Annotated in this window: 38 protein-coding genes; 3 read left to right on the top strand and 35 right to left on the bottom strand. The window is 49.2% G+C overall.

What is annotated here, in order from left to right; genetic code table 11:
* Positions 1-39 precede the first annotated feature (39 nt).
* The 3 genes from recO to NDA01_RS04470 are packed head-to-tail and all read left to right on the top strand — an operon-like array spanning position 40 to position 3,993.
* Positions 40-1,089: a DNA repair protein RecO gene (gene recO / locus NDA01_RS04460; RefSeq protein WP_348227032.1), complete on the top strand. Its 1,050-nt coding sequence runs from the start codon at positions 40-42 to the stop codon at positions 1,087-1,089.
* An 11-nt stretch (positions 1,090-1,100) separates the two neighbouring features.
* The gene (locus tag NDA01_RS04465) at positions 1,101-2,816 is read left to right on the top strand and encodes an MFS transporter (RefSeq protein WP_348227033.1); all 1,716 of its coding nucleotides are present in this window, start codon (positions 1,101-1,103) and stop codon (positions 2,814-2,816) included.
* Positions 2,817-2,832: 16 nt separating this feature from the next.
* Positions 2,833-3,993, top strand: coding sequence for a glycosyltransferase family 4 protein (locus tag NDA01_RS04470; RefSeq protein ID WP_190431518.1), 1,161 nt, complete (start codon positions 2,833-2,835; stop codon positions 3,991-3,993).
* 24 nt (positions 3,994-4,017) lie between these two features.
* Here NDA01_RS04470 and NDA01_RS04475 read toward each other — a convergent pair whose 3' ends face one another.
* The 35 genes from NDA01_RS04475 to rplC form a co-directional block, all read right to left on the bottom strand.
* The gene (locus NDA01_RS04475; RefSeq protein ID WP_348227034.1) at positions 4,018-4,905 is read right to left on the bottom strand and encodes a peptidase; all 888 of its coding nucleotides are present in this window, start codon (positions 4,903-4,905) and stop codon (positions 4,018-4,020) included.
* 83 nt (positions 4,906-4,988) lie between these two features.
* Positions 4,989-5,222: a preprotein translocase subunit SecG gene (secG, locus tag NDA01_RS04480; RefSeq protein WP_190431516.1), complete on the bottom strand. Its 234-nt coding sequence runs from the start codon at positions 5,220-5,222 to the stop codon at positions 4,989-4,991.
* A gap of 42 nt (positions 5,223-5,264) precedes the next feature.
* On the bottom strand, positions 5,265-6,881 hold the full coding sequence (gene gpmI, locus NDA01_RS04485; protein WP_431193316.1) for a 2,3-bisphosphoglycerate-independent phosphoglycerate mutase: 1,617 nt from the start codon (positions 6,879-6,881) through the stop codon (positions 5,265-5,267).
* A gap of 80 nt (positions 6,882-6,961) precedes the next feature.
* Positions 6,962-8,680: an ABC-F family ATP-binding cassette domain-containing protein gene (locus tag NDA01_RS04490; RefSeq protein ID WP_190554170.1), complete on the bottom strand. Its 1,719-nt coding sequence runs from the start codon at positions 8,678-8,680 to the stop codon at positions 6,962-6,964.
* Positions 8,681-8,967: 287 nt separating this feature from the next.
* Positions 8,968-10,071 (bottom strand): peptide chain release factor 1, encoded by a 1,104-nt coding sequence (gene prfA / locus NDA01_RS04495; protein ID WP_190431511.1) that lies wholly within the window; start codon positions 10,069-10,071, stop codon positions 8,968-8,970.
* A gap of 93 nt (positions 10,072-10,164) precedes the next feature.
* The gene (gene rpmE, locus NDA01_RS04500; protein WP_348227035.1) at positions 10,165-10,413 is read right to left on the bottom strand and encodes a 50S ribosomal protein L31; all 249 of its coding nucleotides are present in this window, start codon (positions 10,411-10,413) and stop codon (positions 10,165-10,167) included.
* A gap of 118 nt (positions 10,414-10,531) precedes the next feature.
* Positions 10,532-10,945 carry a 30S ribosomal protein S9 gene (gene rpsI / locus NDA01_RS04505; protein WP_190431507.1) on the bottom strand — a complete coding sequence of 138 codons (414 nt, stop codon included), beginning with the start codon at positions 10,943-10,945 and terminating at the stop codon, positions 10,532-10,534.
* Entirely contained in the window at positions 10,945-11,400 is a 456-nt protein-coding gene (gene rplM / locus NDA01_RS04510) for a 50S ribosomal protein L13 (protein ID WP_190431505.1), read from the bottom strand. The genes rpsI and rplM overlap by 1 nt, the downstream gene beginning before the upstream one ends.
* A gap of 56 nt (positions 11,401-11,456) precedes the next feature.
* On the bottom strand, positions 11,457-12,353 hold the full coding sequence (gene truA / locus NDA01_RS04515; RefSeq protein WP_348227036.1) for a tRNA pseudouridine(38-40) synthase TruA: 897 nt from the start codon (positions 12,351-12,353) through the stop codon (positions 11,457-11,459).
* Between the two features lie 20 nt (positions 12,354-12,373).
* A complete protein-coding gene (gene rplQ / locus NDA01_RS04520; RefSeq protein WP_190431501.1) occupies positions 12,374-12,724 on the bottom strand; it encodes a 50S ribosomal protein L17 in 351 nt (116 codons plus the stop codon).
* Positions 12,725-12,837: 113 nt separating this feature from the next.
* The gene (locus tag NDA01_RS04525; RefSeq protein WP_431193317.1) at positions 12,838-13,821 is read right to left on the bottom strand and encodes a DNA-directed RNA polymerase subunit alpha; all 984 of its coding nucleotides are present in this window, start codon (positions 13,819-13,821) and stop codon (positions 12,838-12,840) included.
* A gap of 105 nt (positions 13,822-13,926) precedes the next feature.
* Positions 13,927-14,322: a 30S ribosomal protein S11 gene (rpsK, locus tag NDA01_RS04530; protein ID WP_348227037.1), complete on the bottom strand. Its 396-nt coding sequence runs from the start codon at positions 14,320-14,322 to the stop codon at positions 13,927-13,929.
* Between the two features lie 84 nt (positions 14,323-14,406).
* On the bottom strand, positions 14,407-14,790 hold the full coding sequence (rpsM, locus tag NDA01_RS04535) for a 30S ribosomal protein S13 (RefSeq protein ID WP_190431496.1): 384 nt from the start codon (positions 14,788-14,790) through the stop codon (positions 14,407-14,409).
* 79 nt (positions 14,791-14,869) lie between these two features.
* Positions 14,870-14,983, bottom strand: coding sequence for a 50S ribosomal protein L36 (gene rpmJ, locus NDA01_RS04540; protein ID WP_071782548.1), 114 nt, complete (start codon positions 14,981-14,983; stop codon positions 14,870-14,872).
* Between the two features lie 100 nt (positions 14,984-15,083).
* Positions 15,084-15,311 carry a translation initiation factor IF-1 gene (gene infA, locus NDA01_RS04545; RefSeq protein WP_009767978.1) on the bottom strand — a complete coding sequence of 76 codons (228 nt, stop codon included), beginning with the start codon at positions 15,309-15,311 and terminating at the stop codon, positions 15,084-15,086.
* Positions 15,312-15,548: 237 nt separating this feature from the next.
* The gene (locus tag NDA01_RS04550) at positions 15,549-16,103 is read right to left on the bottom strand and encodes an adenylate kinase (protein WP_348227038.1); all 555 of its coding nucleotides are present in this window, start codon (positions 16,101-16,103) and stop codon (positions 15,549-15,551) included.
* Positions 16,103-17,407: a preprotein translocase subunit SecY gene (gene secY / locus NDA01_RS04555; protein ID WP_190431493.1), complete on the bottom strand. Its 1,305-nt coding sequence runs from the start codon at positions 17,405-17,407 to the stop codon at positions 16,103-16,105. The genes NDA01_RS04550 and secY overlap by 1 nt, the downstream gene beginning before the upstream one ends.
* Positions 17,408-17,487: 80 nt before the next feature.
* Complete coding sequence (gene rplO, locus NDA01_RS04560) at positions 17,488-17,940, bottom strand: 50S ribosomal protein L15 (protein ID WP_190554166.1); 453 nt, start codon at positions 17,938-17,940, stop codon at positions 17,488-17,490.
* Between the two features lie 81 nt (positions 17,941-18,021).
* Positions 18,022-18,543, bottom strand: a complete 522-nt coding sequence (gene rpsE, locus NDA01_RS04565) for a 30S ribosomal protein S5 (RefSeq protein ID WP_190431489.1) — start codon at positions 18,541-18,543, stop codon at positions 18,022-18,024.
* Between the two features lie 111 nt (positions 18,544-18,654).
* Positions 18,655-19,017 (bottom strand): 50S ribosomal protein L18, encoded by a 363-nt coding sequence (rplR, locus tag NDA01_RS04570; protein ID WP_190431487.1) that lies wholly within the window; start codon positions 19,015-19,017, stop codon positions 18,655-18,657.
* 2 nt (positions 19,018-19,019) lie between these two features.
* The gene (gene rplF, locus NDA01_RS04575; RefSeq protein WP_190431485.1) at positions 19,020-19,559 is read right to left on the bottom strand and encodes a 50S ribosomal protein L6; all 540 of its coding nucleotides are present in this window, start codon (positions 19,557-19,559) and stop codon (positions 19,020-19,022) included.
* 83 nt (positions 19,560-19,642) lie between these two features.
* Positions 19,643-20,044 carry a 30S ribosomal protein S8 gene (gene rpsH, locus NDA01_RS04580; RefSeq protein WP_348227039.1) on the bottom strand — a complete coding sequence of 134 codons (402 nt, stop codon included), beginning with the start codon at positions 20,042-20,044 and terminating at the stop codon, positions 19,643-19,645.
* 31 nt (positions 20,045-20,075) lie between these two features.
* Complete coding sequence (gene rplE / locus NDA01_RS04585) at positions 20,076-20,618, bottom strand: 50S ribosomal protein L5 (RefSeq protein WP_190431481.1); 543 nt, start codon at positions 20,616-20,618, stop codon at positions 20,076-20,078.
* Between the two features lie 76 nt (positions 20,619-20,694).
* Positions 20,695-21,048, bottom strand: a complete 354-nt coding sequence (rplX, locus tag NDA01_RS04590; protein ID WP_199296068.1) for a 50S ribosomal protein L24 — start codon at positions 21,046-21,048, stop codon at positions 20,695-20,697.
* Positions 21,048-21,413, bottom strand: coding sequence for a 50S ribosomal protein L14 (gene rplN, locus NDA01_RS04595; protein ID WP_190431479.1), 366 nt, complete (start codon positions 21,411-21,413; stop codon positions 21,048-21,050). Before rplN ends, rplX begins: the two co-directional genes overlap by 1 nt.
* A gap of 17 nt (positions 21,414-21,430) precedes the next feature.
* Positions 21,431-21,682, bottom strand: a complete 252-nt coding sequence (gene rpsQ / locus NDA01_RS04600) for a 30S ribosomal protein S17 (protein WP_190431477.1) — start codon at positions 21,680-21,682, stop codon at positions 21,431-21,433.
* A gap of 6 nt (positions 21,683-21,688) precedes the next feature.
* A complete protein-coding gene (rpmC, locus tag NDA01_RS04605) occupies positions 21,689-21,925 on the bottom strand; it encodes a 50S ribosomal protein L29 (protein WP_190431474.1) in 237 nt (78 codons plus the stop codon).
* Positions 21,926-21,928: 3 nt separating this feature from the next.
* Positions 21,929-22,378, bottom strand: a complete 450-nt coding sequence (gene rplP / locus NDA01_RS04610) for a 50S ribosomal protein L16 (RefSeq protein WP_348227040.1) — start codon at positions 22,376-22,378, stop codon at positions 21,929-21,931.
* Between the two features lie 75 nt (positions 22,379-22,453).
* A complete protein-coding gene (rpsC, locus tag NDA01_RS04615; RefSeq protein WP_190431470.1) occupies positions 22,454-23,185 on the bottom strand; it encodes a 30S ribosomal protein S3 in 732 nt (243 codons plus the stop codon).
* A gap of 72 nt (positions 23,186-23,257) precedes the next feature.
* Positions 23,258-23,614, bottom strand: a complete 357-nt coding sequence (gene rplV, locus NDA01_RS04620; RefSeq protein WP_190431468.1) for a 50S ribosomal protein L22 — start codon at positions 23,612-23,614, stop codon at positions 23,258-23,260.
* A gap of 97 nt (positions 23,615-23,711) precedes the next feature.
* Complete coding sequence (gene rpsS / locus NDA01_RS04625) at positions 23,712-23,990, bottom strand: 30S ribosomal protein S19 (protein WP_190431466.1); 279 nt, start codon at positions 23,988-23,990, stop codon at positions 23,712-23,714.
* Between the two features lie 90 nt (positions 23,991-24,080).
* A complete protein-coding gene (gene rplB / locus NDA01_RS04630) occupies positions 24,081-24,944 on the bottom strand; it encodes a 50S ribosomal protein L2 (RefSeq protein WP_190556164.1) in 864 nt (287 codons plus the stop codon).
* 95 nt (positions 24,945-25,039) lie between these two features.
* Entirely contained in the window at positions 25,040-25,342 is a 303-nt protein-coding gene (locus tag NDA01_RS04635; RefSeq protein ID WP_190431462.1) for a 50S ribosomal protein L23, read from the bottom strand.
* Entirely contained in the window at positions 25,335-25,967 is a 633-nt protein-coding gene (gene rplD, locus NDA01_RS04640) for a 50S ribosomal protein L4 (protein ID WP_348227041.1), read from the bottom strand. Before rplD ends, NDA01_RS04635 begins: the two co-directional genes overlap by 8 nt.
* 84 nt (positions 25,968-26,051) lie before the next feature.
* On the bottom strand, positions 26,052-26,693 hold the full coding sequence (rplC, locus tag NDA01_RS04645; RefSeq protein ID WP_190431458.1) for a 50S ribosomal protein L3: 642 nt from the start codon (positions 26,691-26,693) through the stop codon (positions 26,052-26,054).
* Positions 26,694-26,734: the final 41 nt, after the last annotated feature.

Below are 26,734 nucleotides of genomic sequence, written 5' to 3' on the forward strand. Positions count from 1 at the left end.
TGCCGCTCTCTTGCTTGTAACCCTTGCCTTGACTTCTGTATGAGTCGAACTTATAAAGCCACTGGAATTAATCTCAAGGGTGCTCCTCTCGGCGAGTCCGATCGCTTGCTCACTGTCTTGACGCGGGAACATGGGTTGATTCGGGTTGTGGCACCTGGGGCACGCAAGCACCACTCCAAACTGGGGGGGCGTAGCGGCTTGTTTGTCGTGAATGAATTACTGATTTCAAAGGGGCGATCGCTCGATAAAATTACACAAGCAGAAACCTTGGAATCCTATCCAGGTTTAAGCCAAGACCTAGCTAAGTTAACTGCCAGCCAGTACTTAGCAGAACTGGTCCTCTGTCAGGCGTTGAGCGATCAACCTCAAGAAGAGTTATTTTGCCTATTCAACGAACACCTTTGTCGCTTAGAAAGTTTATCCAGTAGCAGTGCAGGCAACGGTTTAGCATCGTTTGGTGTATTGGCCCATCTAGCTCAAGCGGTCTTTCACTTACTCGCTTTGGCAGGGGTCGCACCCCAGGTACAAACCTGCTGCGTGACTCAACGTCCTCTCACTCCAGACCTAAATGACGATAACTGGCGGATTGGCTTCAACATGGCTGCGGGTGGCGCAATTGATTTGGCAGAACTAGAGCATTTAGGCGAAGGTGCTAGAGTACCGTCTCGCACTAAAAACGCTGGATTTCAGACTGCCAAAGGCACTCAGGGCAACACCTCAAAACCAATCCTGCGCGATCGCCACTCGTCTACTGTGACTGCGATGGCTCCATCTACAGGTCAGGCGATCGCTGCTGCCCCTGCCAACTACCACGTTGTCAATCATCAGCAAAAATCTTCCGTTCCCAGTCTCCAACTCAACGCAGTTGAACTATCTCTCCTGCAACACCTGGCTCAACCTGAACTCCTTCAGTTAGATGCATTCTCTCTAGAGTTAGAGCAAAATGCCTTTAACACCTCGGCTTATCAAGCTGCCTGGCTGAAGGTTGAGCGGATTTTACGCCAGTGCGCTCAGTATCATTTCGATCGCCCGATTCGTTCCGCTGCCTTGATTGATACCTGTTTCCTGTCTGTGCCAACTGCTCCCTAACTGCCTCAATTATGATGCGATTGTCGGATTCTGATTTGCAACTGCTGGCTTTGCCATCCCTCAGCCATGCCAATTCTGGGATGGCCCATTCTGAAATGGAAGCTAGTAACCGCTATCATTCTCAGCAAAATGGCGATCGCGATGCCGATCCGGAAATGGGTCCCGCGAAATACCATTCAGCTCACAATCGCCTCTCTCAAGAGGAGCTGGCAGAAATCACCAAGACAGAGCAGTGCAAAGATGTTGAACTTGACCAAGGCGTTGAACCAAACACATCTGCTGGCGGTCTTGAGGGGCCTAGTACGCTCGCAGGATTAGCGCCTCTTCCAGGGGTCAGCTCCTTGCCCACTAGTAATGGCTCAACTGGCAATGGCACTTGTCCCAGCGTTGAATCTTCTACCGAGCTATCAGAGGATTTTGAGCAGGGATTTTTACCAGTGCTCAAAAATCGTAGTTTTCTAGCGTTGTGGAGTGGCCAGGTTTTTTCGCAATTAGCTGACAAAGTCTACTTAGTCCTGATGATTGCGCTGATTGCTAGCCGCTTTCAAGCTGAAGATCAAACCATCAGTGGTTGGGTGTCTTCGATCATGATTGCCTTTACCATCCCAGCCGTCTTGTTTGGGTCTGTTGCCGGAGCCTTAGTCGATCGCTGGCCTAAGAAGCCTGTGCTGGTAATCACCAATTTGCTTCGGGGAGGATTGGTCTTAACGTTGCCCCCGCTCCTATGGATTTCTCAAGGTTGGGCACCCCTTGGAGGCTTTCCTATCGGTTTTGGCATTTTATTAGGGGTCACCTTTCTCGTTTCCACCTTGACCCAGTTTTTTGCTCCGGCTGAGCAGTCAGTGATTCCCTTGATGGTGGAGCGGCGACATTTGTTATCCGCCAATTCCCTCTATACCACCACCATGATGGCCTCTGTGATTATTGGCTTTGCTGTGGGAGAGCCGCTGTTGGCGATCGCGGATCATCTTACGGCTCAAATTAGCGGGGGCCTAAATATTGGCAAAGAACTTGTCGTCGGTGGCGGCTATGCGATCGCCGGGATCATTTTGCTGATGCTGCGAACAGGTGAAAAAATTACTGTCCCAGAGCAAGCACCCCCCCACATTTGGCAAGACGTGCGTGAGGGACTGGATTACTTAAGGCAGCAAACCCGTGTCCGCAGCGCTCTCATTCAACTGGTCATTCTATTCTCAATCTTTGCAGCTCTAGCCGTGTTGGCCGTCCGTTTAGCAGAAGTGATTCCAGGGATTAAATCTTCTCAGTTTGGTTTCCTACTCGCTGCTGGCGGTGTCGGCATGGCGGGTGGAGCCACAATTTTAGGGCAATTTGGGCAACGCTTCTCTCACAATCAGTTGAGTTTGATTGGCTCGATTGGCATGGCAGCTTCCCTGCTCGGCTTAGCTCTATTTACCCATCAGCTTTGGCCAGTCTTGGTACTACTTACCTCACTAGGTGGTTTTGCGGCCATTGTAGGGGTGCCGATGCAAACCACGATTCAAGAAGAAACGCCTGAAGAAATGCGTGGCAAGATTTTTGGCTTGCAAAATAATGCTATTAATATTGCCTTGACTTTACCGCTTGCCTTAGCGGGGGTGGCAGAGACATTCTTGGGTCTGCGGGCTGTATTTGTCAGCTTGGCACTGTTGGCGATCGCAGGAGGGCTCCTGACCTGGTATATTTCCCGTACAGGATCAAATCCGTTAGCCAACACTGACAAATCATAGGTTGACACTCATCTGAATGCACATTGCTTGGCTTGGAAAAAAATCGCCCTTCTGCGGCAACGTTACTTATAGTCGGGAAGTTACCAATAATCTGCTAGATCGGGGATACCAGGTTAGCTTTCTGCACTTTGCACAGGAAGAAGACACTCCAGCAGCTTGGTCAGACTATCAGGAAGTCTCTATTCCCTTTCTTTATAAGTCTCAGGTTTACACCATTCCCACCCTCAAATCCAGCAAAGTTCTGGCGCAGGCGCTCCGGGAACTCAAGCCTGACCTAGTCCATGCTTCCTTAACGCTATCGCCTCTCGATTTTTTGCTGCCAGAGATTTGTGCTGAGCTAGATTTGCCGTTGGTGGCTACCTTTCATCCTGCGTTCGATCGCAGGCGTAGACTAACTTCCAGTACTCAGCACTTGACCTACCAGCTCTACGCGCCTTTCCTAGCTAACTACGATAGCGTCATTGTCTTCTCTGATATTCAACGAGATTTGTTGGTGCGCTTGGGCGTTTCTCCCGACAGAGTGGCAGTGATTCCGAATGGAGTTGACGTTCAAAAATACTCCCCCGGTCCTTCCCGTCTGAAAGCAGAGCTAAAGGCCCAGCAAATTTACGTTTATCAAGGCCGCATTGCTCTAGAGAAGAACGTCGAGTCTTTATTGCGCGGCTGGAAGCAGGCGAATATGGGGCCTGAGTGCAAGCTAGTCATTGTGGGAGACGGACCTCTGAGACCCTCACTAGAACCATTCTACGGTCCAGATGCAGGCATCATATGGTTGGGGTTTGAAGCCGATGAGCAACGCCGCATCGAGATTTTGCGCGGTTCAGATGTATTTATTTTGCCTTCTTTTGTAGAAGGGTTGTCGCTGTCCCTGCTAGAGGCAATGGCCTGTGGCGTTGCTTGTATCGCTACTGATGCTGGGGCAGACGGGGAGGTTTTAGCGGGAAATGGAGTGAGTGGGGATGCGGGTGTCATTTTGAAGCCTCAAGGCGTGCATGGACAATTACGCCACATTTTGCCCATGTTCCGTAACTTACCGGAACTGGCGGCTTTGCTAGGCCAAAAAGCTCGCCAACGCGTGCTAGAACGCTACACCCTCAATGGCAATATCACGCAAATAGAAGAGCTTTACGCCCAGGTATTACAACGAGGGCGGGTCCAAGTTGGTAGCCGAGTTTAGTCAGCATATTAGAGGGATTGGCGCTCAGCTAAGGGGTGCTGCGGCAGCAGGTAGACGCCAACCTAGCCGGGTGGGCTGCTGGTAAACTCGCTTCAAGGTGCTGATATCTCTAGGAGAAATAGCTGCTGGCTGACGCACCTGCGAAAAATAAAGGGCATCGGTTTGCAACGGGCTATGTCCCCACAACCCCAAAGCATGGCCTAGTTCGTGACGGGCTGCTGCCTGAATATATTGGGCTGTTTGGCTCGGACGCAACCAAATCTTGCAACGATGAGACAGCACAGGTGAAGTGGTACCAGTTTGCTGGGCATAAAGTTCGTAGCGGGTTTCGGCGGAGCGGACTCGGTAATTGCGATCGCTCGGTTTCGGCCCCCCTTTGGTTAAAGGAGGTGGCGATCGCCAAATAGTAATATCAGCTTGCTCTGGGCGATCGATTAGCTGCAACGGTAGATAGGTCTGCCATTCCGTGACTGCTTGGGTCACTGCCCGCGTCCAGGATTGAGCTGGAGATTCTGGTTTTGCGGTTGCCCCAGTTGATGTGGTAGTTACTGGCGACTCAACGTAAACCTTGATCGGAAACTGAGACCAAATTAAAGCGCCGATGGGTAGCCGCTGAATTTGGTCAAAATAGTCACCCTGGTTGGAGCGATCGCGCCAACTCGCCAATGTGCTTGGTAAGGAATGCACCTGTAGCGGCGGCAGCGGCTGAGGAGACGGAGTTGTTGATTGAGCTAGCAGAGGCCCAGACGGAATTATCTGCACTAGTGGTGGCTGAGCTGACTCAAAGGCGGCAATGGGACCAAGCCAGGAAGCACTAAGTACGATAAGCACAACGGTTCCTAAGGCCAACCAGAAGCCTTGGCTAAATTGCTTTAGTTGGCGATCGCCCGAATGCGCAGAGCTCCTCTGCAAAAAAAGCGATCGGCCTCTGCGTAACAGTAGAACCAATCGCTTTTGCAACCCATACATAACGCTCAATGTACTCTCAAATTATGCTACCGATTAAACCATCCTGCACTGAGACCGACCGTTAAAGCCATAAAGACCACGACTAAGGTCCAGGTAACCCGGTTCAAGGTAGTTTCAGCACTTTTAGTACTGGTAAAAAGTTGGGCTTGTCCACCAATACCTCCCAACCCATCCCCTTTAGGGCTATGGAGGAGAACCAAAATAATAAGACCAAGCGCCGACAAGGCCCAGATTGCCTGAATGATGTAAGTTAGTGTCATCGCAGCCAGCTCAATTGCAATAAGTTTAACGAAACAGAAATTCTATAAGGACACTCGCACAGGAGTTCGGTTCGCTCGCACATCAATCGTGGCTGGCTGAATCATTGAACGACCTGTCATTTCGGGTGGCTGTGGCAGCTTCAAAATATCCAAAATGGTTGGGGCAATGTCCGCTAAGCGACCATCCGATCGCAGGGAAACTTCTGTCCCATGACCTGGAATTTTCAGTCCTTCCCCTTCTACCACAATAAAGGGAACTGGATTTGTTGTGTGAGCGGTCCAAGCGCTGCCCTGCTCATCTCGCATATACTCAGCGTTGCCGTGGTCAGCCGTAATCAGCGCGGTGCCTCCCGCTTGGCCGATACTCTCTAGCAAACGGCCCAAACATCGGTCCACCGTTTGCAACGCCTGGACTGTCGCTTCAATCTGGCCTGTGTGACCCACCATGTCAGGGTTAGCATAATTGATCACTACTAGCGAATAAATCCGCTTTTCAATCGCGGCGATCGCTACATTAGTGACTTCTTCAGCAGACATGGCGGGGGCGCGATCATAAGTTGGCACCATTGGGCTGGGCACCAATTCTCGGTCTTCGCCAGTAAATGGCTCCTCAATGCCCCCATTGAAGAAGTAGGTGACGTGAGCATACTTTTCAGTTTCAGCAGTGCGGAACTGATGCAAGCCATGACTAGCAATCACTTCGCCCAAGATATTGCTAAGGTTCTGCGGCTCAAACGCTACGAGCACTTGCAGACTTGAGTCGTATTGAGTAAAGGTAGCAAAGGTGAGCGGTTGAATTTGCTCCCGCTCGAATCCTTTGAAGTTGGGATCAACAAAAGCTTGGGTGAGTTGACGTGCCCGATCAGGACGGAAGTTGAAGAAGATCACTCCATCTCCCGGCGCGATCGCCCCTGGCGCAATCCGAGTGGGCAATAAAAACTCGTCCGTTGTGCCTTCTGCGTAAGCAGCTAGTAGCACTTCTAGTGCCGAACGCCCGTCTCCAGGACCATCATTCGTCATCACGTCATAAACGCGCTGGACTCGATCCCAACGATGATCGCGATCCATGCTGTAGTAGCGACCGCTGATCGTAACAATGCGACCCGTACCCGTACGCTGGATGTAGGCCTGGAGACTTTGAATTGCCCCTTTCCCATCCATCGGCTGTGTATCGCGACCATCAGTAATAGCATGGATACAGACATCAGCGATGCCTTGCTCCTTGGCTAGGTCTAACAAGCCAAACAGATGGTTGAGATGAGAGTGCACTCCCCCTTCGGAGCACAGCCCTACCAGATGCAGCTTGCTGCCCCGTTGCTTCACGGCTTGGCAAGCCTTCAATAAAGCTGGGTTGCTGAGTAGAGTGCCATCTTCAACCGCATCTGAGATCCGCACCAACTCCTGAGGGACAATTCGACCCGCACCAATATTGAGATGACCAACCTCGGAGTTGCCCATTTGGCCTTCCGGCAGGCCGACATCTTTCCCAGACGTACGAATCAAAGTTCTGGGGTAAGCAGCCCACAAGCTGTTCATCACGGGTGTTTTGGCAGCGGCAATGGCATTGCCATCAGTTTCTTCCCGGTATCCCCAACCGTCTAAGATGACTAGCACCACCGGAGAAACAGGTGCTTGCGCCATACTAAGTTGCCCTTTCATTCAGTGATTTCTCCGCAATCATACCATCGAGTTTTGAATCTAAAATTGCTGATGCCACAAGAATCTGATGTAGTTCTGGATTAAGCTTGAGCCTGCGTTTTTTTAGCCTTCTCTTTCTCTTTTTGCTTTTCCCGTTTTGCTGCTACTTTGGCCGCTTTTTCAGCTTCAATGGCAGCGAGCTGATCCTTTTCTTTCTCTTCAGCAACCTTATCTAAATAGTAGTGATAATCTCCTAAATAAACTCGAAATTCTCCGTCTCGAATTTCCACAATTTTGTTAGCGACTTGGGAGATGAAATAGCGATCGTGCGAAACAATAATTGCGGTCCCATCATAGTTTTGCAGCGCCTCTTCTAGCATTTCTTTAGCTGGAATATCGAGGTGATTGGTAGGCTCATCTAAGATCAGCAGATTAGCAGGACGCAAAAGCATCTTAGCCAGAGCTAGACGGGCTTTCTCGCCTCCGCTCAATGCTTCCACTCGTTTATAAACGGTGTCTCCACTAAATAGAAATCGCCCTAATAATGTCCGAACTTCCTCATTTTTCCAGTCAGGAACCTCGTCATGAATGGTTTCCATGACAGTCTTATTAAGGTCCAGTGCTTCAGCTTGATTTTGCTCAAAGTAGCTGGGAATAACGTTATGATCCCCTAACTTAACGCTACCCTCAGTCGCCTGCTCCATGCCCATAATTATGCGGAGAACTGTCGATTTGCCAGCTCCATTTGGCCCCAGGAAAGCTACGCGATCGCCCCGTTCGATCAGCAGTTCTGCCCCTAGAAAGAGGATCTTCTCGTCATAGGTATGGACTAAATCTTCAATCATCACTACTTCTCGACCACTGCGGGGAGCAGGGGGGAACCGGAAATGGAGGGTTCGCACATCCCCAGTGGGAGCTTCGATCCGCTCTATTTTTTCTAATTGCTTTTCACGGCTCTTAGCCTGAGTGCTACGAGTTGCACTGGCACGGAAACGATCCACAAAAGTTTGCTGCTTATCAAGCTCTTTTTGCTGACGCTCGTAAGCACTGAGTTGAGCATCGCGCAGCTCAGATTTCTGCTGTAAATAAGCGGAATAGTTCCCCAAGTAGGTGGTAGAAACTCCGCGCTCCGTTTCTACAATTTGAGTGCAGAGGCGATCTAAGAACTCTCGGTCATGCGAAACAATCACCAGCGGCGTGCTCAGTCCCTTAAGGTAAGTTTCCAACCACTCAATCGTTTCTAGATCGAGGTGGTTCGTCGGCTCGTCTAGTAGCAAGAGATCAGGAGATTGGAGCAAAATTTTGCCCAAACTCATCCGCATCTGCCACCCCCCACTAAAGGCGCTGACTAAACGATCGCCATCTTCGGGTTCAAAACCGATCTCTGGTAAAATTTTCTCGATTTGCGCTTCCAAACCGTAACCATCCAAAGCCTCAAACTGCCGTTGGAACCGATCCATCTTGCGGATCAGCACGTCTAGTTCTTCTGGAGTGGCAGTTTCCATTTGCCGATGGATTTCTGACAATGCCGTATGAGCTTGGTTCGCCTCTTCAAAAGCTTGCCACATCTCTTCTCGGACAGTCCGAGATGGATTCACATCAAACTCTTGGGTGAGATGAGCAATCCGCAAGCTAGAAGGTCGGATAATCTCACCCGTCGTCGGCTCCATCTCCCCTGCAATAATCTTTAACTGGGTCGATTTTCCTGCCCCGTTTACCCCGACTAAACCAATGCGATCGCCCGGTTTGACCTCCCAGCTGACATCCTTGAGAACTTCGCCAGTGGGGTAAATTTTGCTAATACGCTCTAACCGTAGCATTCAGAGCCTCCAAGGCAGGTAGGGTGGGGAGATTGGGTATGAGGCAGGAGTGCAGTTTTTCCCAGCGATCGCTCAGGCTAAATCTGCAACAAAATTTAATTATAGTTGGCGGTCAACGATCCTTTACATCCGTAAGTCCGATCCCTATAAAACTAAATCATCAGAATTTAACAGTCACGCTCTATTCAATTTCTCTAACAACTAAAAAAACTAAACGCCTGTACCGTTTCATTACTAACAGTACAGGCGTGACTGAGCCACTCGTGCTTTTCTCAACTCTAACCAACTTAGGCAGATGTAGAAGTTGAAGCTGCCAACTCTTCTAAACGTTCCTGCTGATCCTGACCAATACAGGTCTGAATTAACAACTCTAAATCCCCTTCTAGGAGCGGCGATAAGGTAAAGTTTTGACCAAGACGATGGTCTGTAACTCGGTTGTCTTTGTAGTTGTAAGTGCGAATTTTTTCAGACCGAGAGCCAGTTCCTACTTGAGAGCGTCGCATAGAGGTTACTGCCTCTTGCTGTTCTCGCAACTTCATCTCATACAACTTCGCTCGCAGAATTTGCATGGCTCGTTCACGGTTTTGTAGCTGCGATCGCTCCTCAGTACAAAAAATGCGAATTCCCGTCGGTTTGTGAAACAAGTCAACCGCTGTCTCTACCTTGTTGACGTTCTGTCCACCTGCTCCACCCGATCGCGCTGTCGTCAGCTCAATCTCTTTGGGATCAATGTGAACTTCCACTTCATCAACTTCTGGCATAATTGCCACCGTTGCAGTTGAGGTATGCACACGGCCCGAAGCTTCTGTCAAAGGCACCCGCTGAACTCGGTGCACTCCTGCTTCAAACTTTAGCTTGCTGTAAACTTGTTCACCTTGGATCTCCAGAACAGCTTCCTTGAAGCCTCCCATATCTGCCGTAGACTCACTCACTAGCTTGACTCGCCAGTTTTGGCCTTCAGCATAGCGTGAGTACATCCGCACCAAATCGCCTGCCCAGATGCTGGCCTCGTCTCCACCAGTTCCGGCTCGGATCTCCAGCATAATGTTCTTGTCATCATTGGGATCGCGAGGTAGCAACAAAATCTTGAGGCGGCGCTCTAGCTGTTCGGTTTTTGCTTCTAGTTCTTCCACCTCCAAAGCCGCCATTTCTTGCAGCTCTGGATCACTCGCCGTTTCCTTCCAAACCTGACGAGCTCCTACCAGTTCTTCTTGAGTTGCCTTCCAATCATCATAGGTGTTGACCACTTCTTCCATGGATGAACGTGCTTTTGCTACCCGTTGAAACTCATTCGGGTCAGTTGCAACATCCGGGTCAGCCAGCCGACGAGTTAACTCATTGAAGGTTTGCTCAACGGATCTTAATTTATCTAACAGGTAGGTTTCGGCCATAGAACAGCTTCCGCTTCACACAAAAGAGAGGTGTTTAGAAAAAAGTTAAACGCCCTAGCAGCTCATCCAGGGCGATACCAACTAAGCACCTATCTACTTTTTCTTCGTTTGAGCTGTGTCTTGCTCTGCTTGGCCATCCATCATGCCGTACTTACGTAGGAAGCGCTCTACACGACCCTCAGTATCAATAATCTTTTGAGTACCGGTGTAGAACGGGTGGTTACCAGACCAAACATCAACATGTAACTCTGGCTTAGTAGATCCCACGGTCATCACTACTTCCCCATTGCAGTACACTTTAGCCTCTGGGTACCACTCAGGATGAATCTCTGACTTAGGCATGACTCTTTCTCTCTAACTTGGCTATGCTCTATACAAATTTTAGCTTTTAGCTTCTCGCTGGTAGAGGCTGAAGCTAGGGATGAAAAACATTCCCGGACCAGGAATGCTGAGAAAATGGTTAACGCTTGGAGAACTGAGGTGCTTTCCGAGCTTTGCGCAGACCGTATTTCTTCCGCTCTTTAGCCCGGGGATCACGGGTGAGGTACCCTTCAATCTTCAGAGGTTTCCGATTCTCTGGATCGAGCTGGCACAAAGCACGCGCTACGCCTAAGCGAATAGAGTCGGCTTGACCTGTCAAACCACCACCTTCAGCGTTGACAAGAATGTCATATTCGTTTTCCAAACCCAATGTCTCCAAGGGAGCCTTGGCAACAGACAAGTAGGCTGGATTGAATTGCAGGTACAAGTCTCCAGGCTTACCGTTGATCACTAGCTGGCCATTACCTGGAACCAAACGGACTCGCGCCACGGCAGACTTACGACGGCCTGTGCCCCAGTAAACAACGCGATCGCTCTGTTCAATTGCTTGCATTACTTCTCTCCTCCAGGAATGGTTTGAATATTTAATACTTCAGGCTGCTGAGCTGCATGGGGGTGCTCCGGTCCTGCATAGACTTTGAGCTTTGTAAATAGCTGACGACCCAAAGTATTCTTTGGCAACATGCCCCGCACAGCCTGCTCAACAATTCTCTCTGGTACACGAGCTTGCAACTTAGCAAAAGTTTCAGTCTTCATGCCCCCCGGACGGCCAGAATGGCGGCGATATAGCTTTTGGCTTCGCTTTTTACCAGTCACAGCAACTTTGTCTGCATTCACCACAATTACAAAGTCGCCCGTGTCCATGGATGGGGTGTAAGTTGGTTTGTTCTTACCCCGTAACACCATCGCAATTTCGCTAGCAAGGCGGCCTAGACGCTTATCAGCAGCATCTACAACGTACCATTTGCGGTCTAAAGTATCCTGAGGAGGAAGATAGGTTTTGTTCATAAAGGTCTTTGTATCCTTGACAAAGGGATGAGTCTACAGAAAGCCTTCAACGGTGCTCAGATTAAGCAGTGTTCTGAAACAGCGGTTGTTGGCAGAACCAACTTTGGTTGAGTATCAAACCAAATATCGGGTGAAAAAGGAGATTGGGGATATCCCACTCTCAAAAGGCAAAGCCCTTGAGGAGGGGCAGCATACTTGACCTGGTCTCGACGCTCAGCCTGCCAAAGCTCTGTAAATTCCTCTGGCGATCGCGTCCCCCTACCGACTTCTACTAACAAGCCCATCAATAAGCGCACCATGCCATACAAGAAACCACTTGCTTGAATCTCCATATGAACCATTGGTCCTTGGCGCTGACAAGTCACATCTTGAACTTCAACCCAAGAGTGAGCCCGCTTAGATCCAGCACGGTGAAAAGCAGCTAAGTGATGTCGGCCTAGCAGAGGATTGAGGGCTTCCTGCATCAGCAAGTCATCCAGGGGAGCATAGTAATAATGCCAGGCAAATGACTGCACAAACAGGTTAGGCACCGAATCGGTATACAGGGTGTAACGATAGCGTCGCCAGGAAGCTGAAAATCGAGCGTGCCAGTCTGCATCCACTGCTACCGAGGCCCGAATCAAGATGTCTTTTGGCAGACGCGAGTTGAGAATAGAAGCCCAACGGCAGGCTGGGATCGCTGAATCATGGACGTCGAAATGAGCCACTTGAGCAGCAGCATGAACTCCAGAATCAGTCCTACCTGCTCCAAAGAGGACAACTGGGCGCTCTAACACCGACTCCAGAGCCATTTCAATCTCTTCTTGCACCGTCCGATGCTGAGCCTGACGCTGCCATCCATGAAAATGAGTGCCCAGGTATTGAATTACCAGGGCAACTCGCTGGAATCTGTTTGGCTTTCGCTCAGCGACCGAATCCAGAGCGTTGGGTGACAGAGGCAGTGCAGAGGACATGAGATCTCAAAGAGTCTTGATCAAGTCAGCTCGATAATAGCCATATCAGCATTATCTCCTCGGCGCGAAACGGTACGCAAAATCCGGGTATAGCCACCCTGGCGATTGCCATACCGAGTACTCGCTTGCTCAAACAGGGCATGAACCAACTGCTTGTCATAGAGATAACCTAGAGCTCGGCGACGAGCTGCTAGGGAACCATCTTTAGCCAAAGTAATCATATGCTCCACTTCAGATCGAACTGCTTTAGCTCGAGTTTTAGTGGTTGTGATCCGACCATTGCGGATAACTTCAGTTGCAAGCGCTCTTAATAGCGCTCGACGTTGATCGGCAGGCTTGCCAAGTTGATGAACACGACAACGGTGACGCATGACATTCTGTAGGAAGTAAACAGCCTAATTAATTTCAGACTTCAGTTTTGTGAGCACCAAAGTCTGAATTGCGAGGATAGGTCAAATTGACCGCGAAAGACCAGACTAGCCTCTTAACTAGTCTTCGCAGACTTTTCTTGCGGCAGGGTAATACCCATCCGTTGTTGCAGCGCTTCAATCACTTCTTCAGCAGATTTTTGGCCAAAGTTCTTGATTTCCAGCAAATCTTCCTGGCTGTAATCCAGCAGGTCTGCAACAGTGTTAATCTGAGCCCGCTTCAGACAGTTGTAAGCCCGTACTGAAAGCTGTAATTCTTCAATGGCAACCTGACCAATCGGATCCTCATCCGGGAACTCATCTTTGTCCATTGGTTCAAAGGTGATGTCCTTGAGAGGATTGAACAGGTCAACCAAAATATTTGCAGCTTGGCTCAGCGCTTCCTGCGGCGTTAAGCTTCCGTCTGTCCAGACCTCCATAATCAGTCGGTCTTTTTCGAGTGAACCACCTACGCGAGCGTCTTCAACGCTATAGTTCACCTTCCGAACAGGCATGAAAACTGCATCAATGTGGAGGAAATCTAGCGCAGCCGCCTCATCACGTCCACGATCAACAGCTCGGTACCCTTTGCCACGGTCAGCTCTAAACTCCATTTCCAGGGTTGCCCCTGTAGAAAGCGTAGCAACATACTGATCGGGGTTTACCAACTCTACTTCAGACGGTAGATCAAACTGAGCAGCTGTAACGGTTGCAGGACCATGCACCAACAATCTACCCAGTTGAGGCTGAGAAGAATAGCTTTTAAGAACAATCTGCTTCATATTGAGCAGAATATCCAAGACATCTTCCCGAACACCTGGAATAGTTGCGAATTCGTGATTTACGCCTGCAATCCGAACAGATGTAACTGCTGATCCTTCTAAGTTAGATAGCAAAACTCGTCTAAGAGCATTCCCAACCGTAGTTCCTTGACCACGCTCAAGGGGTTCCAGAACGAACCTACTGTACTGACTCTGATCGTTTTCAGTATTAGACTCTACACATTCAACCTGAAACTGCGCCACGGAGCGACCTCCCTTCTCCATATCCCCAGAAGGCATAGCCTTCCTAATCCAAAACCCTGCACAAATGCTCAGTCATCAGTACGGAGCCAAAACGTTTCAGCTTAACTGAGAGCTGAAGTTCCTTAGCGACTCAAATCAAAATTAAACACGGCGACGTTTAGGCGGACGGCAACCGTTATGAGGAATTGGAGTTACATCTCGAATTAGAGTAATTTCCAATCCAACAGCTTGAAGGGCTCGGATGGCGGTTTCGCGGCCAGCTCCAGGACCACTAACCATGACCTCAATTTGGCGCATGCCTTGATCGGCAGCTCGTCGAGCTGCACTTTCTGCCGCAGTCTGGGCTGCGAAGGGTGTTCCTTTCTTAGCTCCTTTGAAGCCACTTGAGCCTGAAGATGCCCAAGAAATTACCTCACCGATTGTGTCAGTGATGGTAACAATGGTGTTGTTGAACGTTGATTGGATATGAGCCACACCACTGGGTACATTCCGCTTTTGTTTACGGGGTCCAGATTTTTTGGTCGGTTGTCGCGCCATATGAGTTTCTTAGATTGAAGTGTTGACTTGCTTAATGAATTACGACAATGCCAGAAGTGCGTAGCTACGCACTTCATGGGGTAATTATTTCTTGCTAGGAGCCTTCTTTTTACCGGCAACGGTGCGACGACCACCACGACGAGTACGAGCATTCGTACGAGTTCTTTGGCCACGCACTGGTAGGCCCATGCGGTGGCGACGCCCTCTGTAAGTACCGATGTCCATCAACCGCTTGATGTTCATCGCCTCCAGGCGTCTTAGGTCACCCTCAATCTCGTAGTTGGTTTCTACGGTCTCTCTGAGGGCAGCAACATCAGCGTCGCTTAAATCCTTGACTCGCGTATCAGGGTTCACACCTGTTGCAGCCAAGACTTCCTTGGATCGCGTTAGTCCAATCCCATAAATGTAAGTCAGACCAATCTCAACGCGTTTATCGCGAGGAAGGTCTACCCCGGCAATCCGTGCCACGTCTTCTACTCCCTAGTTTTGCTTTCCTGCTGTGGTCTTCAACAACGATGCTGGTTAGCATCTACATAAGATGGGTGAGTTAACCTTGGCGCTGCTTGTGTTTTGGATTGGAGCAGATCACCATCACCCGACCGCGACGGCGAATCACGCGGCATTTCTCACAAATTTTCCGGACAGATGCTCGAACTTTCATGCCTTGTCTCGGCAGCACTACAAAAGTGATATTATATCAAATTCTTATAATTTGCGTCAAACAATTTTCTTGACAATAACTTTTGCTAAAGTTATGCCCCTTATTTCTTATTGCGCAAACGGTAAGTGATGCGACCTTTGGTGAGGTCATAGGGAGTCAATTCTACTTTGACGCGATCGCCGGGCAATATCTTAATGTAATTGCGACGAATCTTCCCAGAGATATGGGCGAGAACGTTAAATCCATTGTCTAAGTCAACGCGAAACATAGCATTAGGCAAAGACTCTGTAACGGTCCCTTCCATTTCGATCAGATCTTGTTTAGACAATTCACTTCTCCTCAAAATTGGGTTGTTTAGGTTCAAAGACACAAAGACAGGTTAATTGTCTATCTCAGAATCAAGACATTCTGAGTATAGATAATTAACCCTTCATTAACAGGCTATCAAATCTAGAACGCGGCTGTTGGTACTTACGAAGCTCACTCATTCTAGTTACAGCGATTGATATCTATTGCAATCACTATAGTTATTCGGCAGTTATTGAGTGAACCGAAAACGTAAAAATCACACTTTTACGGCTGCTTGTAAGGCATCAGTAACTGCTTCCATAGGTTGATTACCGTTGACGGACACGATTTGCTGGCGATCGCGGTAGAAGCTAATTAGTGGAGCTGTTTGCGCGTGGTAAACGGCTAAGCGATGCCGAATCACTTCTTCCGTATCATCTTTGCGTAACCGCTTCAGCAAGCGCTCCACTAGAACTTCATCTGGAACTTCTAGGCTAATTACACGATCGTAGGAAGAATTAATCTTCGTAAGCAGCTCATCTAGAAATCCAGCCTGTGCAACATTACGAGGAAAGCCATCAAGAATCCAGCCAGTCGCTGTATCTTCTTGGCTCAATCTTGCCTGGATCATATCCAGAATTAACTGGTCGGGAACCAGCTCCCCTTGGTCCATATAGGACTGGGCTTTAAGCCCTAGATCACTCTGGCGAGCGACATTAGCTCGTAGGATATCACCCGTGGAAATATGGGGAATATTTAAGAGATTTGCCAAGACTTCTGCTTGAGTTCCCTTACCCGCTCCCGGTGGCCCCAGGAAGATCAATCGCGTCACTATTGCTTCACCATTCCTTCGTATCGCTGAGAGATCACATAAGTTTGAATCTGTTTCGCTGTGTCAATCGCTACTCCTACTAAAATCAGGAGAGAAGTTGCTCCTAATCCACGGAATGTAGGAACTCGAGTCGCACTTTCGACAGCAGTTGGAATCGTGGCTACTAAGCCCAAGAAGATAGCGCCCAGAAAAGTCAATCTGTTGATGACTCGCTCCACATATTCGCTAGTAGCTCTACCAGGACGAATACCGGGAATACTAGCTCCCATCTTCTTCAGGTTTTGAGCCATATCTACAGGATTCACAATTAAGGAAGAATAGAAATAGCTGAAGAATACGATCAGTACGAGATACAACACCACATGCAGCCAAGAAGTAGGACTGAGATAGGTGCTGATAAACTGACTAAACGCTTGATTCTTAATAACCTGTGTCAAGAAAGCTGGCAAAGTTAGCACAGCAGACGCAAAAATGATCGGCATAACGCCGCCTTGATTGAGCCGCAAAGGCAGATAGCTGCTCTTCTCTAAGTACATGCGCCGTCCCACTTGACGACGAGCTGAAATGATGGGAATGCGGCGTGTGCCTTCTTGGACAAACACAATTCCCACAATCATTGCCAGGAAAACTAGGAGCAGAATAATGACACCGCCCACAATGTTGCGATCGCCACCTTGAGCCAGCTCGATCGTCTGCCCTAGAGATCTAGGCAAGCCAGAAACAATGTTTAGAAAAATCAGGAGAGAAGCACCATTACCAATGCCCCGTTCGGTGATTACTTCGCCCGCCCACATGACAAACATTGAGCCTGCGGTCAAAGCCAGAACTGTCTGAACCACAAAGAAGGGACCCCAGTTTTCGGCAAACGGTTTAATCAGACCGACTGTAATTCCAACACTTTGAATAATGGCCCAACCCAAAGCAACGTAACGGGTAACCTGGGAGATTTTGCGTCGCCCAGCCTCTCCTTCATTTTTCTGTAAATCTTCTAGCGCAGGAATTGCTGCGGTCAGCAATTGCAGAATAATAGAAGCATTAATGAAAGGTAGAATACCTAACGCAAAGATACCAAGCGCCATTAGCCCGCCTCCGGCAAATAAATCCAGGAAGCCTAACGCTTGGTTATTCTGAATATTTTGAGCAAATGCGACTCGGTCAATTCCTGGTACAGGAATAAAAATGCCCAAGCGAACTAAGATTAACAAGCCAATAGTTAAAAGCAACCGGCTTCTAAGACCAGCAGCTTGAGCCATTTGGGCGAAAGTTTCTTGGGCGCTTGGAGTTTTGTCCCGGCTAACAACCATGAAGGGCTCCCTTTACAAAGCTAAATGCAGTGTTGCAGAAGCAATCCTAATCAAGATCACTCCTGCATTCATGCTAAACCTTATTCAGCCTCTGATGCTTCGCAGCTACCGCCTGCAGCCTCAATCTTTGCTCTAGCAGATTTAGTAAAGGCTGCCGCCTGAACTTTCAGAGAAACATTCAGTTCACCATCCCCTAGTACTTTTAGGGGACCATCATCAGACGTCAGTAAACCTAGTTCTAATAAGGAAGCCAAAGTAACTTCAGTATTTGCTGGTAAAGAGGCTAGTTTACTGACATTAATCGTGGTGTATTGTTCACGATTGATTACAGTAAAGTGCTTTAACTTGGGCAAGCGACGGTAGAGAGGAATTTGTCCCCCTTCAAAGCCAGGACGTGTGCCACTTCCTGATCTTGATTTTTGACCACGCATACCAAAGCCGCAGCTAGCGCCTTGTCCAGCAGCAATTCCTCTCCCAACACGACGACCGCGCTTCTTAGAGCCCGGCTGGGGATGAGCATCTTCTAGTCTCATGATTCTAAATCCGTTAACAACTTGTACAGACGCGATCGCGCCGTGTGCTTTACAGCAGCCAAACCGTCAGTTGAAAACGGTTTAAGCGTAGAGATTTTCGATAGGAATGCCGCGTTCTTCAGCTACTTCTGAGAAGGTTCGTAAAGTTCCCAAAGCTTCAACCGCAGCTCTAGCATTGCTTAGCGGATTACCGGAGCCGAGTTGTTTGGCTAAGATGTTACGAACGCCTGCCAATTCTAGAACTGTACGTACAGCACCCCCGGCAATTACCCCTGTACCAGGTGCAGCAGGGCGCATCATCACTTTAGCTCCACCACCACCACCCGTTGCAGGGTGAGGGATAGAATTGGCTTTGGTTAGCGGCACATCAACAATATGCTTCTTACCATCAGCGACACCCTTCTTTACTGCGCCGATCACGTCACTGGCTTTACCGACACCAACACCAACTTGGCCTCGTTCGTTACCAACAACAACGATCGCACGAAAACTGAGCTTTTTACCGCCTTTGACCACCTTGGTCACGCGGCGAATTTGCACAACTCGCTCTTGCCAGTCGGCCTCTTTTTCACGAGTGCGGTTGCTTTTACGACGATTCGCCATGTTTCTATCCTGAGTTTTGATAACCTGAAGCGATATCTAATTCTGAGCTTTTTGCTCGTAACTCAGCAAACTCTTGCTGAACTCTAAAGAGCAGTGACAATGACAGGATGCCTAGAAATCTAGCCCACCTTCGCGAGCTGCATCTGCCAGAGCTTTAACCCGACCGTGGTAGAGATTGCCACCTCGATCAAAGACAACCTGCTTAATGCCCTGCTCCAGCGATCGCTGAGCAATTAACCTACCGACTTCAACCGAGGCATCACAGGTAGAGCCAGACGCTGACTTTGACTTTAAGTCTGATTCCAAGGTTGAAGCAGATGCTAAGGTACGTTGCTTAGTATCATCAATAACCTGAGCATAGATATGTTGATGTGAGCGAAAAACGGATAGCCGAGGACGTTCTGCTGTACCCACTACATCCCGTCGAATCCGACGATGCCGACGACGGGTTGATTCTTTACGACTAAGTTTCATATCTATTTCTTCCCTGCTTTGCCAGCCTTGCGTCTGACGAACTCACCTGCGTAGCGAATACCTTTGCCCTTGTAGGGTTCTGGTGGACGAACAGCTCGAATGCGGGCTGCGATGTTGCCAACGATTTCTTTGTCAATGCCACTAACAAGGACGTTGGTGTTATTTTCGACAGCCATCTGCACACCTTCAGGGGGCTCAATTTGTACTGGGTGGCTATAACCGACACTGAGTACTAAATTACGTCCTTGAACTTGAGCCCGGTAACCAACTCCTTGGATTTCTAGGCGACGCTGGAATCCTTGAGAAACACCTTCTACCATGTTGGAAACTAAGGTGCGGCACAAACCATGCCGTTGGCGAGCCGCACGAGACTCGTCCCGGCGCTTCACCAGCAGCGTTTCACCTTCCTGCTCTACAATTACTTCATTCGGTAGAATCCTAGAAAGTTCACCTTTAGGTCCTTTAACCGCGACCTGCTGCCCCTCAATTGTGACAGTCACTTTCTGAGGAATACTAATGGGACGCTTACCAATGCGAGACATGACTGAATACTCCTGGTTGATGTAGATGAACAGGATCTAGGATTTCCTGTGCATCTCGACAAGATTCTGCTTGGTAAATTGGCTTACCAAACATAGCAAAGCACTTCACCGCCAACACCAGTACGACGTGCCTCACGATCCGTCATAATGCCGCTTGAAGTAGAAATGATCGCAATGCCAATGCCGCCTAATACGCGCGGTAGTTCTCTGCGATTGGAGTAAACACGCAAACCTGGCTTACTAACCCGTCTTAAGTTTGTAATAATAGGTCGACGATTTTTTCCTTTATATTTCAGGGCAATGACCAAATGTCGCTTCACCCCGTCACCAACCTCCTCAAAGTCAGAGATAAAACCTTCGTCTTTGAGGACTTTGGCAATACTTTGAGTCATTCTAGTTGCTGGTACTTCTGTAGTCTGATGCCGCGCTAGATTTGCATTACGAATACGCGTCAGCATGTCTGCAATTGTGTCGTTAGCCGCCATAGTTCCCTCTTTATGAAACCGTCTGCCTTAATTACTCCCGAAAGGGCATACCCATCTCTTTCAGTAAGGCGCGGCCCTCCTCGTCATTGTTTGCAGTTGTAATGATTGAGATGTCCATCCCACGGATTTGGTCGATGCTGTCGTAACTAATTTCTGGGAAAATGAGTTGCTCTCGCACACCCAAAGTGTAGTTACCACGGCCATCAAAGCTTTTGGGACTAATACCACGAAAGTCACGAATTCGGGGCAGCGACAAGTTGATTAGTCGCTCTAGGAAGGAATACATGCGATCGCCCCGCAGGGTGACCATGACACCGACAGGCATTCCTTGACGGATCTTGAAGCCAGCGATCGCCTTCTTTGCTCTAGTCACAACCGGCTTTTGACCTGTGATGACTGCGACTTCATTCACAGAAGCCTCAAGAGCTTTTGCATTCTGAGAAGCTTCTCCCAGACCACGGTTGATGGTGACTTTGACCAGTTTTGGCACTTGATGGATGTTGGTGTAGCCAAACTGATCCATCAGCTTCGGTACGATTTGTTCTTGATAAGTTGTTTTCAGCTTTCCCGCCATAATTTCGTCCTTTTACCCTGGGCTTTGTCAGGGAAATGAAGCCTAGTGATTTACCTGGAGTTAGATTTGACTTTGTCTAGTCAATAATCTCGCCAGTTTTCTTGAGCATCCGCACCTTGCGACCACTGTCATCAAAGGTGTAGCAAATGCGGCTAGCCACTTTTTGCTTGGTCGAATACAGCATGACGTTGGAGCTGTGAACTGGCGCTTCAGTCGTCACAATGCGGCCTGATTCGCCTTCTTGTTGGGGTTTAACGTGTTTGGTCTTAACGTTAACCCCTTGAACCACTACTTTGCTGAGCTTAGGATAGGTCTTCAAGACCTCACCGATCGTCCCTTTGTCTTTGCCAGCAATGATTTGAACTGTGTCGCCTTTCTTCACATGCATTCTGTGACGAACTGGCGTCGTTGCTTGATTTTTGCCTGCCATTACAGCACCTCCGGAGCCAGAGAAACAATTTTGGTGAAGTTTTTGTCGCGTAGTTCACGGGCTACAGGGCCAAATACGCGGGTTCCCCTGGGGTTGCCATCGGCGTTGATGATGACAGCAGCATTATCATCAAAGCGAATGCTCATGCCGCTATCACGTCTCAAGCCTTTTTTGGTACGAACGATCACAGCGCGGACCACATCAGACTTTTTGACTGCCATGTTAGGAATTGCATCCTTAACGACAGCAATAATGACATCGCCAACACCACCGTAACGGCGGTTTCCCCCTAAAACGCGGATACACATCAGTTTGCGCGCACCGCTATTGTCAGCCACATTGAGGTAAGACTCTTGTTGAATCACGTCTGGTCTCCCTGGTTCTAGACTTGTGAAGCACTGTTAAGGATGTCACTGACAATCCAGCGCTTGGTGCGGCTGAGAGGTCGAGTTTCACGAATGCGGACGCGATCGCCCACATGACACTTATTTTCTTCATCATGGGCTTTGTAACGCTTGGTGCGTACCATGATTTTGCCGTACTTGGGGTGAGGCGCTCTGTTCTCTACCGCCACAACTACTGTCTTGTCCATTTTGTCGCTGACAACCAAGCCAACTCTTTCTTTAACTGCCATGATCGCCTACTCCTGTTCTGTAGCTGACTGCGTGGTTGAGGATGCAGCTATCTGGCGCGCTCTTTCCACTGTCATGAGTTGAGCCAGCTGGTGCCGAGCATGCTTAAACTGATGTGACTTTTCTAGCTGTCGAGTTGCTTTCTGCATTCGCAATTCAAACAACTGACGCTTTACAGCCAAAATTCTTTCGTTAAGTTCTTCATCACTGAGGTTTTTTACCTCATCAATCTTGGGAAGAGACATGTTCTACGACTCCTCAGCAGACGCTTCTGCTTCTACTGCCGCTTCTACTTGACGGACAACTACTTTAGTTTTGATGGGTAGTTTGAAGGCAGCTAAACGCATTGCCTCACGAGCCGTCTCTTCAGTTACCCCACCAATCTCAAACATGATGCGACCGGGCTTGACGACTGCCACCCAAAACTCAGGATTTCCTTTACCAGAACCCATCCGGGTTTCAGCAGGACGCATCGTTACAGGCTTATCTGGGAAAATTCGAATCCAGATTTTGCCGCCCCGACGAATGTAGCGAGTCATAGCTCGACGGCTAGCCTCAATTTGGCGGGAAGTAATCCAGGCTGGCTCTAATGCCTGCAACCCAAAATCACCGAAATTCAGCGCACTCCCTTTAGTCGCCAAACCGCGCATCCGACCGCGCTGTTGCTTTCTAAACTTAGTTCTTCTTGGACTTAACATGGTTCGATTCCAATCTGTAGGCGATCACTCAAAGCTGATGTTTAGTCATCCTATGTCTATGTCAGACTTAGCAAATCAGCCTTCGTTAGAGCGGTCTTCAAATTGCTGACGGCGGCGTTGCTGGCGACGACGAGGCTGAGTATTGCCTGCGGGTGCTGGTTCTTCCTGACCAGGAATAATCTCACCCTTGAACACCCAAACTTTGATTCCTAAAACACCATAAATGGTCTGAGCAGTGCGATAGGAGTAATCAATATCAGCACGCAAAGTATGGAGAGGGACTCTACCTTCACGAGTCCATTCTGGTCGAGCGATTTCTGCTCCGTTCAAGCGACCACTCACTTGAATTCTGATGCCCTCGATCCCAGCTCGTTGGGCTCTTTGAATCGCTTGACGCACCACTCGACGGAAGGAAACTCGGCGCTCTAGTTGCTGACCAATGTATTCAGCAATCAAGGCTGCATCTGCATCCACCCGAGCAACTTCTACGACGTTGATGCGGATTTGGCGATCGCTGCTACCCAATTCAGCTTGCAGTCCAGCGCGTAGAGATTCGATTCCTGTACCACCGCGTCCCACGACTACGCCAGGGCGAGCGGTACGAATTTCTAGATCGATTTGATCAGCTTTGCGTTCAACTCTAATTTCAGAGATACCAGCATTGCTCAGGTTTTTCTGAACAAACTGACGGATTTTGTAGTCTTCCTGCAAAAGCTCTGGATAGCGGCTAGGTTCAGCGAACCAGCGGGAGCGGTGTTCTTGGGTTGTACCCAAACGAAAACCAACTGGATGAATTTTCTGTCCCACGAATACGTCCTCGATAAAAGCAGTAAAGGGCTAGCTAAGTTAAGGGGATAGAGATACCAAGAAGCGTCCTATCTATGCATCCCCTTGAGGCGCAACCGCTACAGTAATGTGGCAGGTAGGTTTACGAATTTGATAGGCGCGACCTTGAGCCCGAGGTCTAAAGCGCTTTAAGGTAGCACCTTGGTCAGCAAAGGCTTGGCTAACCACCAAGGTGGCTGGATCAAGTCCAGCGTTGTGCTCAGCATTAGCAACAGCAGAGCGTAAAACTTTAAGTACAGGCTCACAAGCCCGATAGGGCATAAATTCCAGAATAATCAGCGCTTCTCGATAAGACCGACCCCGGATTTGGTCTAGAACCCGCCGAACCTTGTGGGGGGACATGCGGATGTAGCGTGCGATCGCTTTTACTTCAGTAGTATCAACAGCCATAAATTTACCCTTCTATCCCTCTGGCTAGCAGCCTGCAAAATGGGTTTACAATCTCCAACTCACAGGCTGAAGCAAACGGCTAAACCCTCACATCTTCTTACCGACGAGCCTTCTTGTCACTCTTAGAGTGACCACGAAATGTGCGAGTCGGAGCAAATTCTCCTAGTTTGTGACCCACCATTTGCTCGGTCAAATATACAGGAACATGTTGACGACCATTATGAACTGCCACCGTATGACCAATCATCTGCGGCAGAATGGTGGAAGCTCTAGACCAAGTCTTAATGACTTGCTTTTCGCCTCTAGCATTCAACGCTTCAATCTTGCTCATTAAGTGGTCAGCGACAAAAGGGCCTTTTTTTAAGGAACGAGACATAGCTCAGTCAACCTATCGGTGATTACAAATCGTTCTAATCAAGAGTCAATGCAGACCCTATTTAAGGGCCTACATCAGAAGCCAAGAGATTTAGGACTCCCGACCGCCACGACCCCGCTTGGAAGACTTACGACGGCGACGGACGATCAAGGCATCGCTCAGTTTCCGCTTCTTACGAGTCTTGTAGCCTAGAGCTGGCTTACCCCAAGGAGTGACAGGCCCGCTTCTACCGATAGGAGCGCGACCCTCACCACCACCGTGGGGGTGGTCCACTGGGTTCATAACGCTGCCCCGAACCTCGGGTCTACGGCCCAAGTGGCGCTTGCGGCCTGCTTTACCCAAGCTGATATTTCTAGCTTCGGTATTACCGACCTGACCAATCGTGGCATAGCACTCGCGGCGAATCAGGCGAACTTCACCAGAGGGTAGCTTCAGCGTGACATAAGCTCCTTCTTTAGCAACCACCTGAGCGATAGCTCCAGCAGCCCGGACAATTTGCCCACCTTTTCCTGGCACCAATTCAACGTTATGTACGCCGGTACCTAGAGGAATATTGCTCAGGGGTAGAGCATTACCAATCTCAATGGGTGAGTCAGGACCAGCGACCACTAGGGTGCCGACCTTAAGACCTAAAGGATGGAGAATATAACGCTTCTCACCATCACGGTAATGCAGCAGGGCGATGCGAGCATTACGGTTGGGATCGTACTCAATCGATACAACCCGCGCTGGAATACTGCGCTTGTCACGACGAAAGTCGATGATACGGTAGAGGCGTTTGTGACCACCACCCCGATGGCGAGTGGTAATTACACCCCGGTTATTCCGACCTTTGGCGCGGTGAACTGAAATCGTTAAAGACTTTTCTGGCTCGCTACGTGTAATCTCATCGAAGTCTGAGACGGTACGCTGACGAGTTCCAGGGGTATATGGCCGATAAGAACGGATGCCCATAACTCAAACTCTTGGTTGCACTAGTAGACCATTCAACAATGTTGCTAGTACGGGCATATCAAAATACGCCCCTACCGACAGTACAAGGGAAAACCCTAAACTTCAGGGAACAGAGTAATAGAATCTCCTGCTGCCAAAGTTACGACCGCCCGCTTGTACTGGGGGCGATGACCCATAAACTTACCAACTCGACGCTGCTTGAGGGGAGGTCTTTGAGTGTTGACACCCACGACTTTAACTTCAAATAGTTCCTCGATCGCCGCCTTGATTTGTGGCTTAGTTGCTTGAGGAGCAACTTCAAAGGTGTATTTGTTGTCTTCTAGCAATCGAGTTGCTTTCTCAGTCACCAGAGGGCGGCGAATCAAATCTGCTAAAGAGCGAGGATTAGCCTTAGTCACCGTAGACCTCCTGGATTTTTGTAAGAGCAGATGCTGTGGTCAAAATCTGATCCGCAGCAAGGATGTCGAAGACATTCAAGTTGGACGCAGAGATGAGTCTCAGGTTAGGGATGTTGCGAGCTGAGAGGTAAACAGTTTCGGCACGCTCAGGCATGATCAACAGGATTTTAGCTGTTGGCTCAATTCCCCAACGAGCGATCGCGGATACCAATTCTTTGGTTTTCGGCCGAGGCAGTTGATCAGCAAAATCCTGCACAACCACCAAATCTGCAAACCGACTTTGCAGAGCAGTTCTCAAAGCTAAACGACGCTCTTTCCGGTTCATCTTGATCGTGTAATCTCTTGGCTTCGGGCCAAAGATGACACCACCACCCCGCCACAGGGGAGAACGATTGGAACCAGCACGGGCACGTCCTGTACCCTTCTGCCGCCAGGGCTTACGACCCCCTCCACTCACTTCTGCACGGGTCTTGGTACTCGCAGTTCCTTGACGAGCATTCGCCAACTGACGAACCAATGCTCGGTGAACAACGTGAGAAGCCGTCCCTTCTTTTGCAACGCGGAGGTCTAGGGGAGCCTCTCCGACTTCCTTTCCTTCCCAGTCTCGAACTACACAGTTAACCATATCTCTCTTTAATCCCTGTCCTGTAGCCTCTTGTCTGCGATGGCCTGCGAGCCAAGATCAGCCAGCATAACGCCTACAGAGCTTTTACTTTGAACGACCTACTTGTTTAGCAGGAACGATGCTCAGCAACGCACCCGGCTTACCAGGAACCGCCCCTTTGATCAGCAATAGATTGCGCTCAGCATCTACGCGAACCACTGTCAATTTACGAATCGTGACTTGCGAGCCACCCAAACGACCAGCCATCCGCTTTCCTGGATAAACGCGTCCTGGCGTAGTACCAGCTCCCGTCGAACCCGGGGCACGGTGGTTTTTAGAACCGTGGGCCATAGGACCACGAGCGAAATTATGACGCTTTTGATAGCCAGCGAAGCCGCGACCGATACTAGTACCGATGACATCGATGATTTGACCAGCAGAAAAGATGTCTGCTTTGATTTGCTGACCTAGCTCAAACTCGCTGGTATTATCTAGCCGATATTCCTGTAGATGGCGTAGCGGCGTAGCATTCGATTTGGCCAGGTGGCCTAGTTCAGGTTTATTCAGCGCCTTTTGGCTTGTTTCGCCAAAGCCAACCTGAATGGCAGAGTAGCCATCGGTTGATGCTGTTTTAATCTGCGTAATAGCGCATGGACCCGCTTGAACGACAGTTACAGGAATTGCTTTCCCTGTTTCGTCGAAGATCTGAGTCATGCCAAGTTTGGTGCCGAGAATACCCACAGACACAGCAACTGGTCTCCCTTTTGTACACACTACAAAGGAGCTGA

Origin of the sequence: Trichocoleus desertorum AS-A10 (assembly GCF_039962155.1) — a bacterium.
GTDB lineage: Bacteria > Cyanobacteriota > Cyanobacteriia > FACHB-46 > FACHB-46 > Trichocoleus.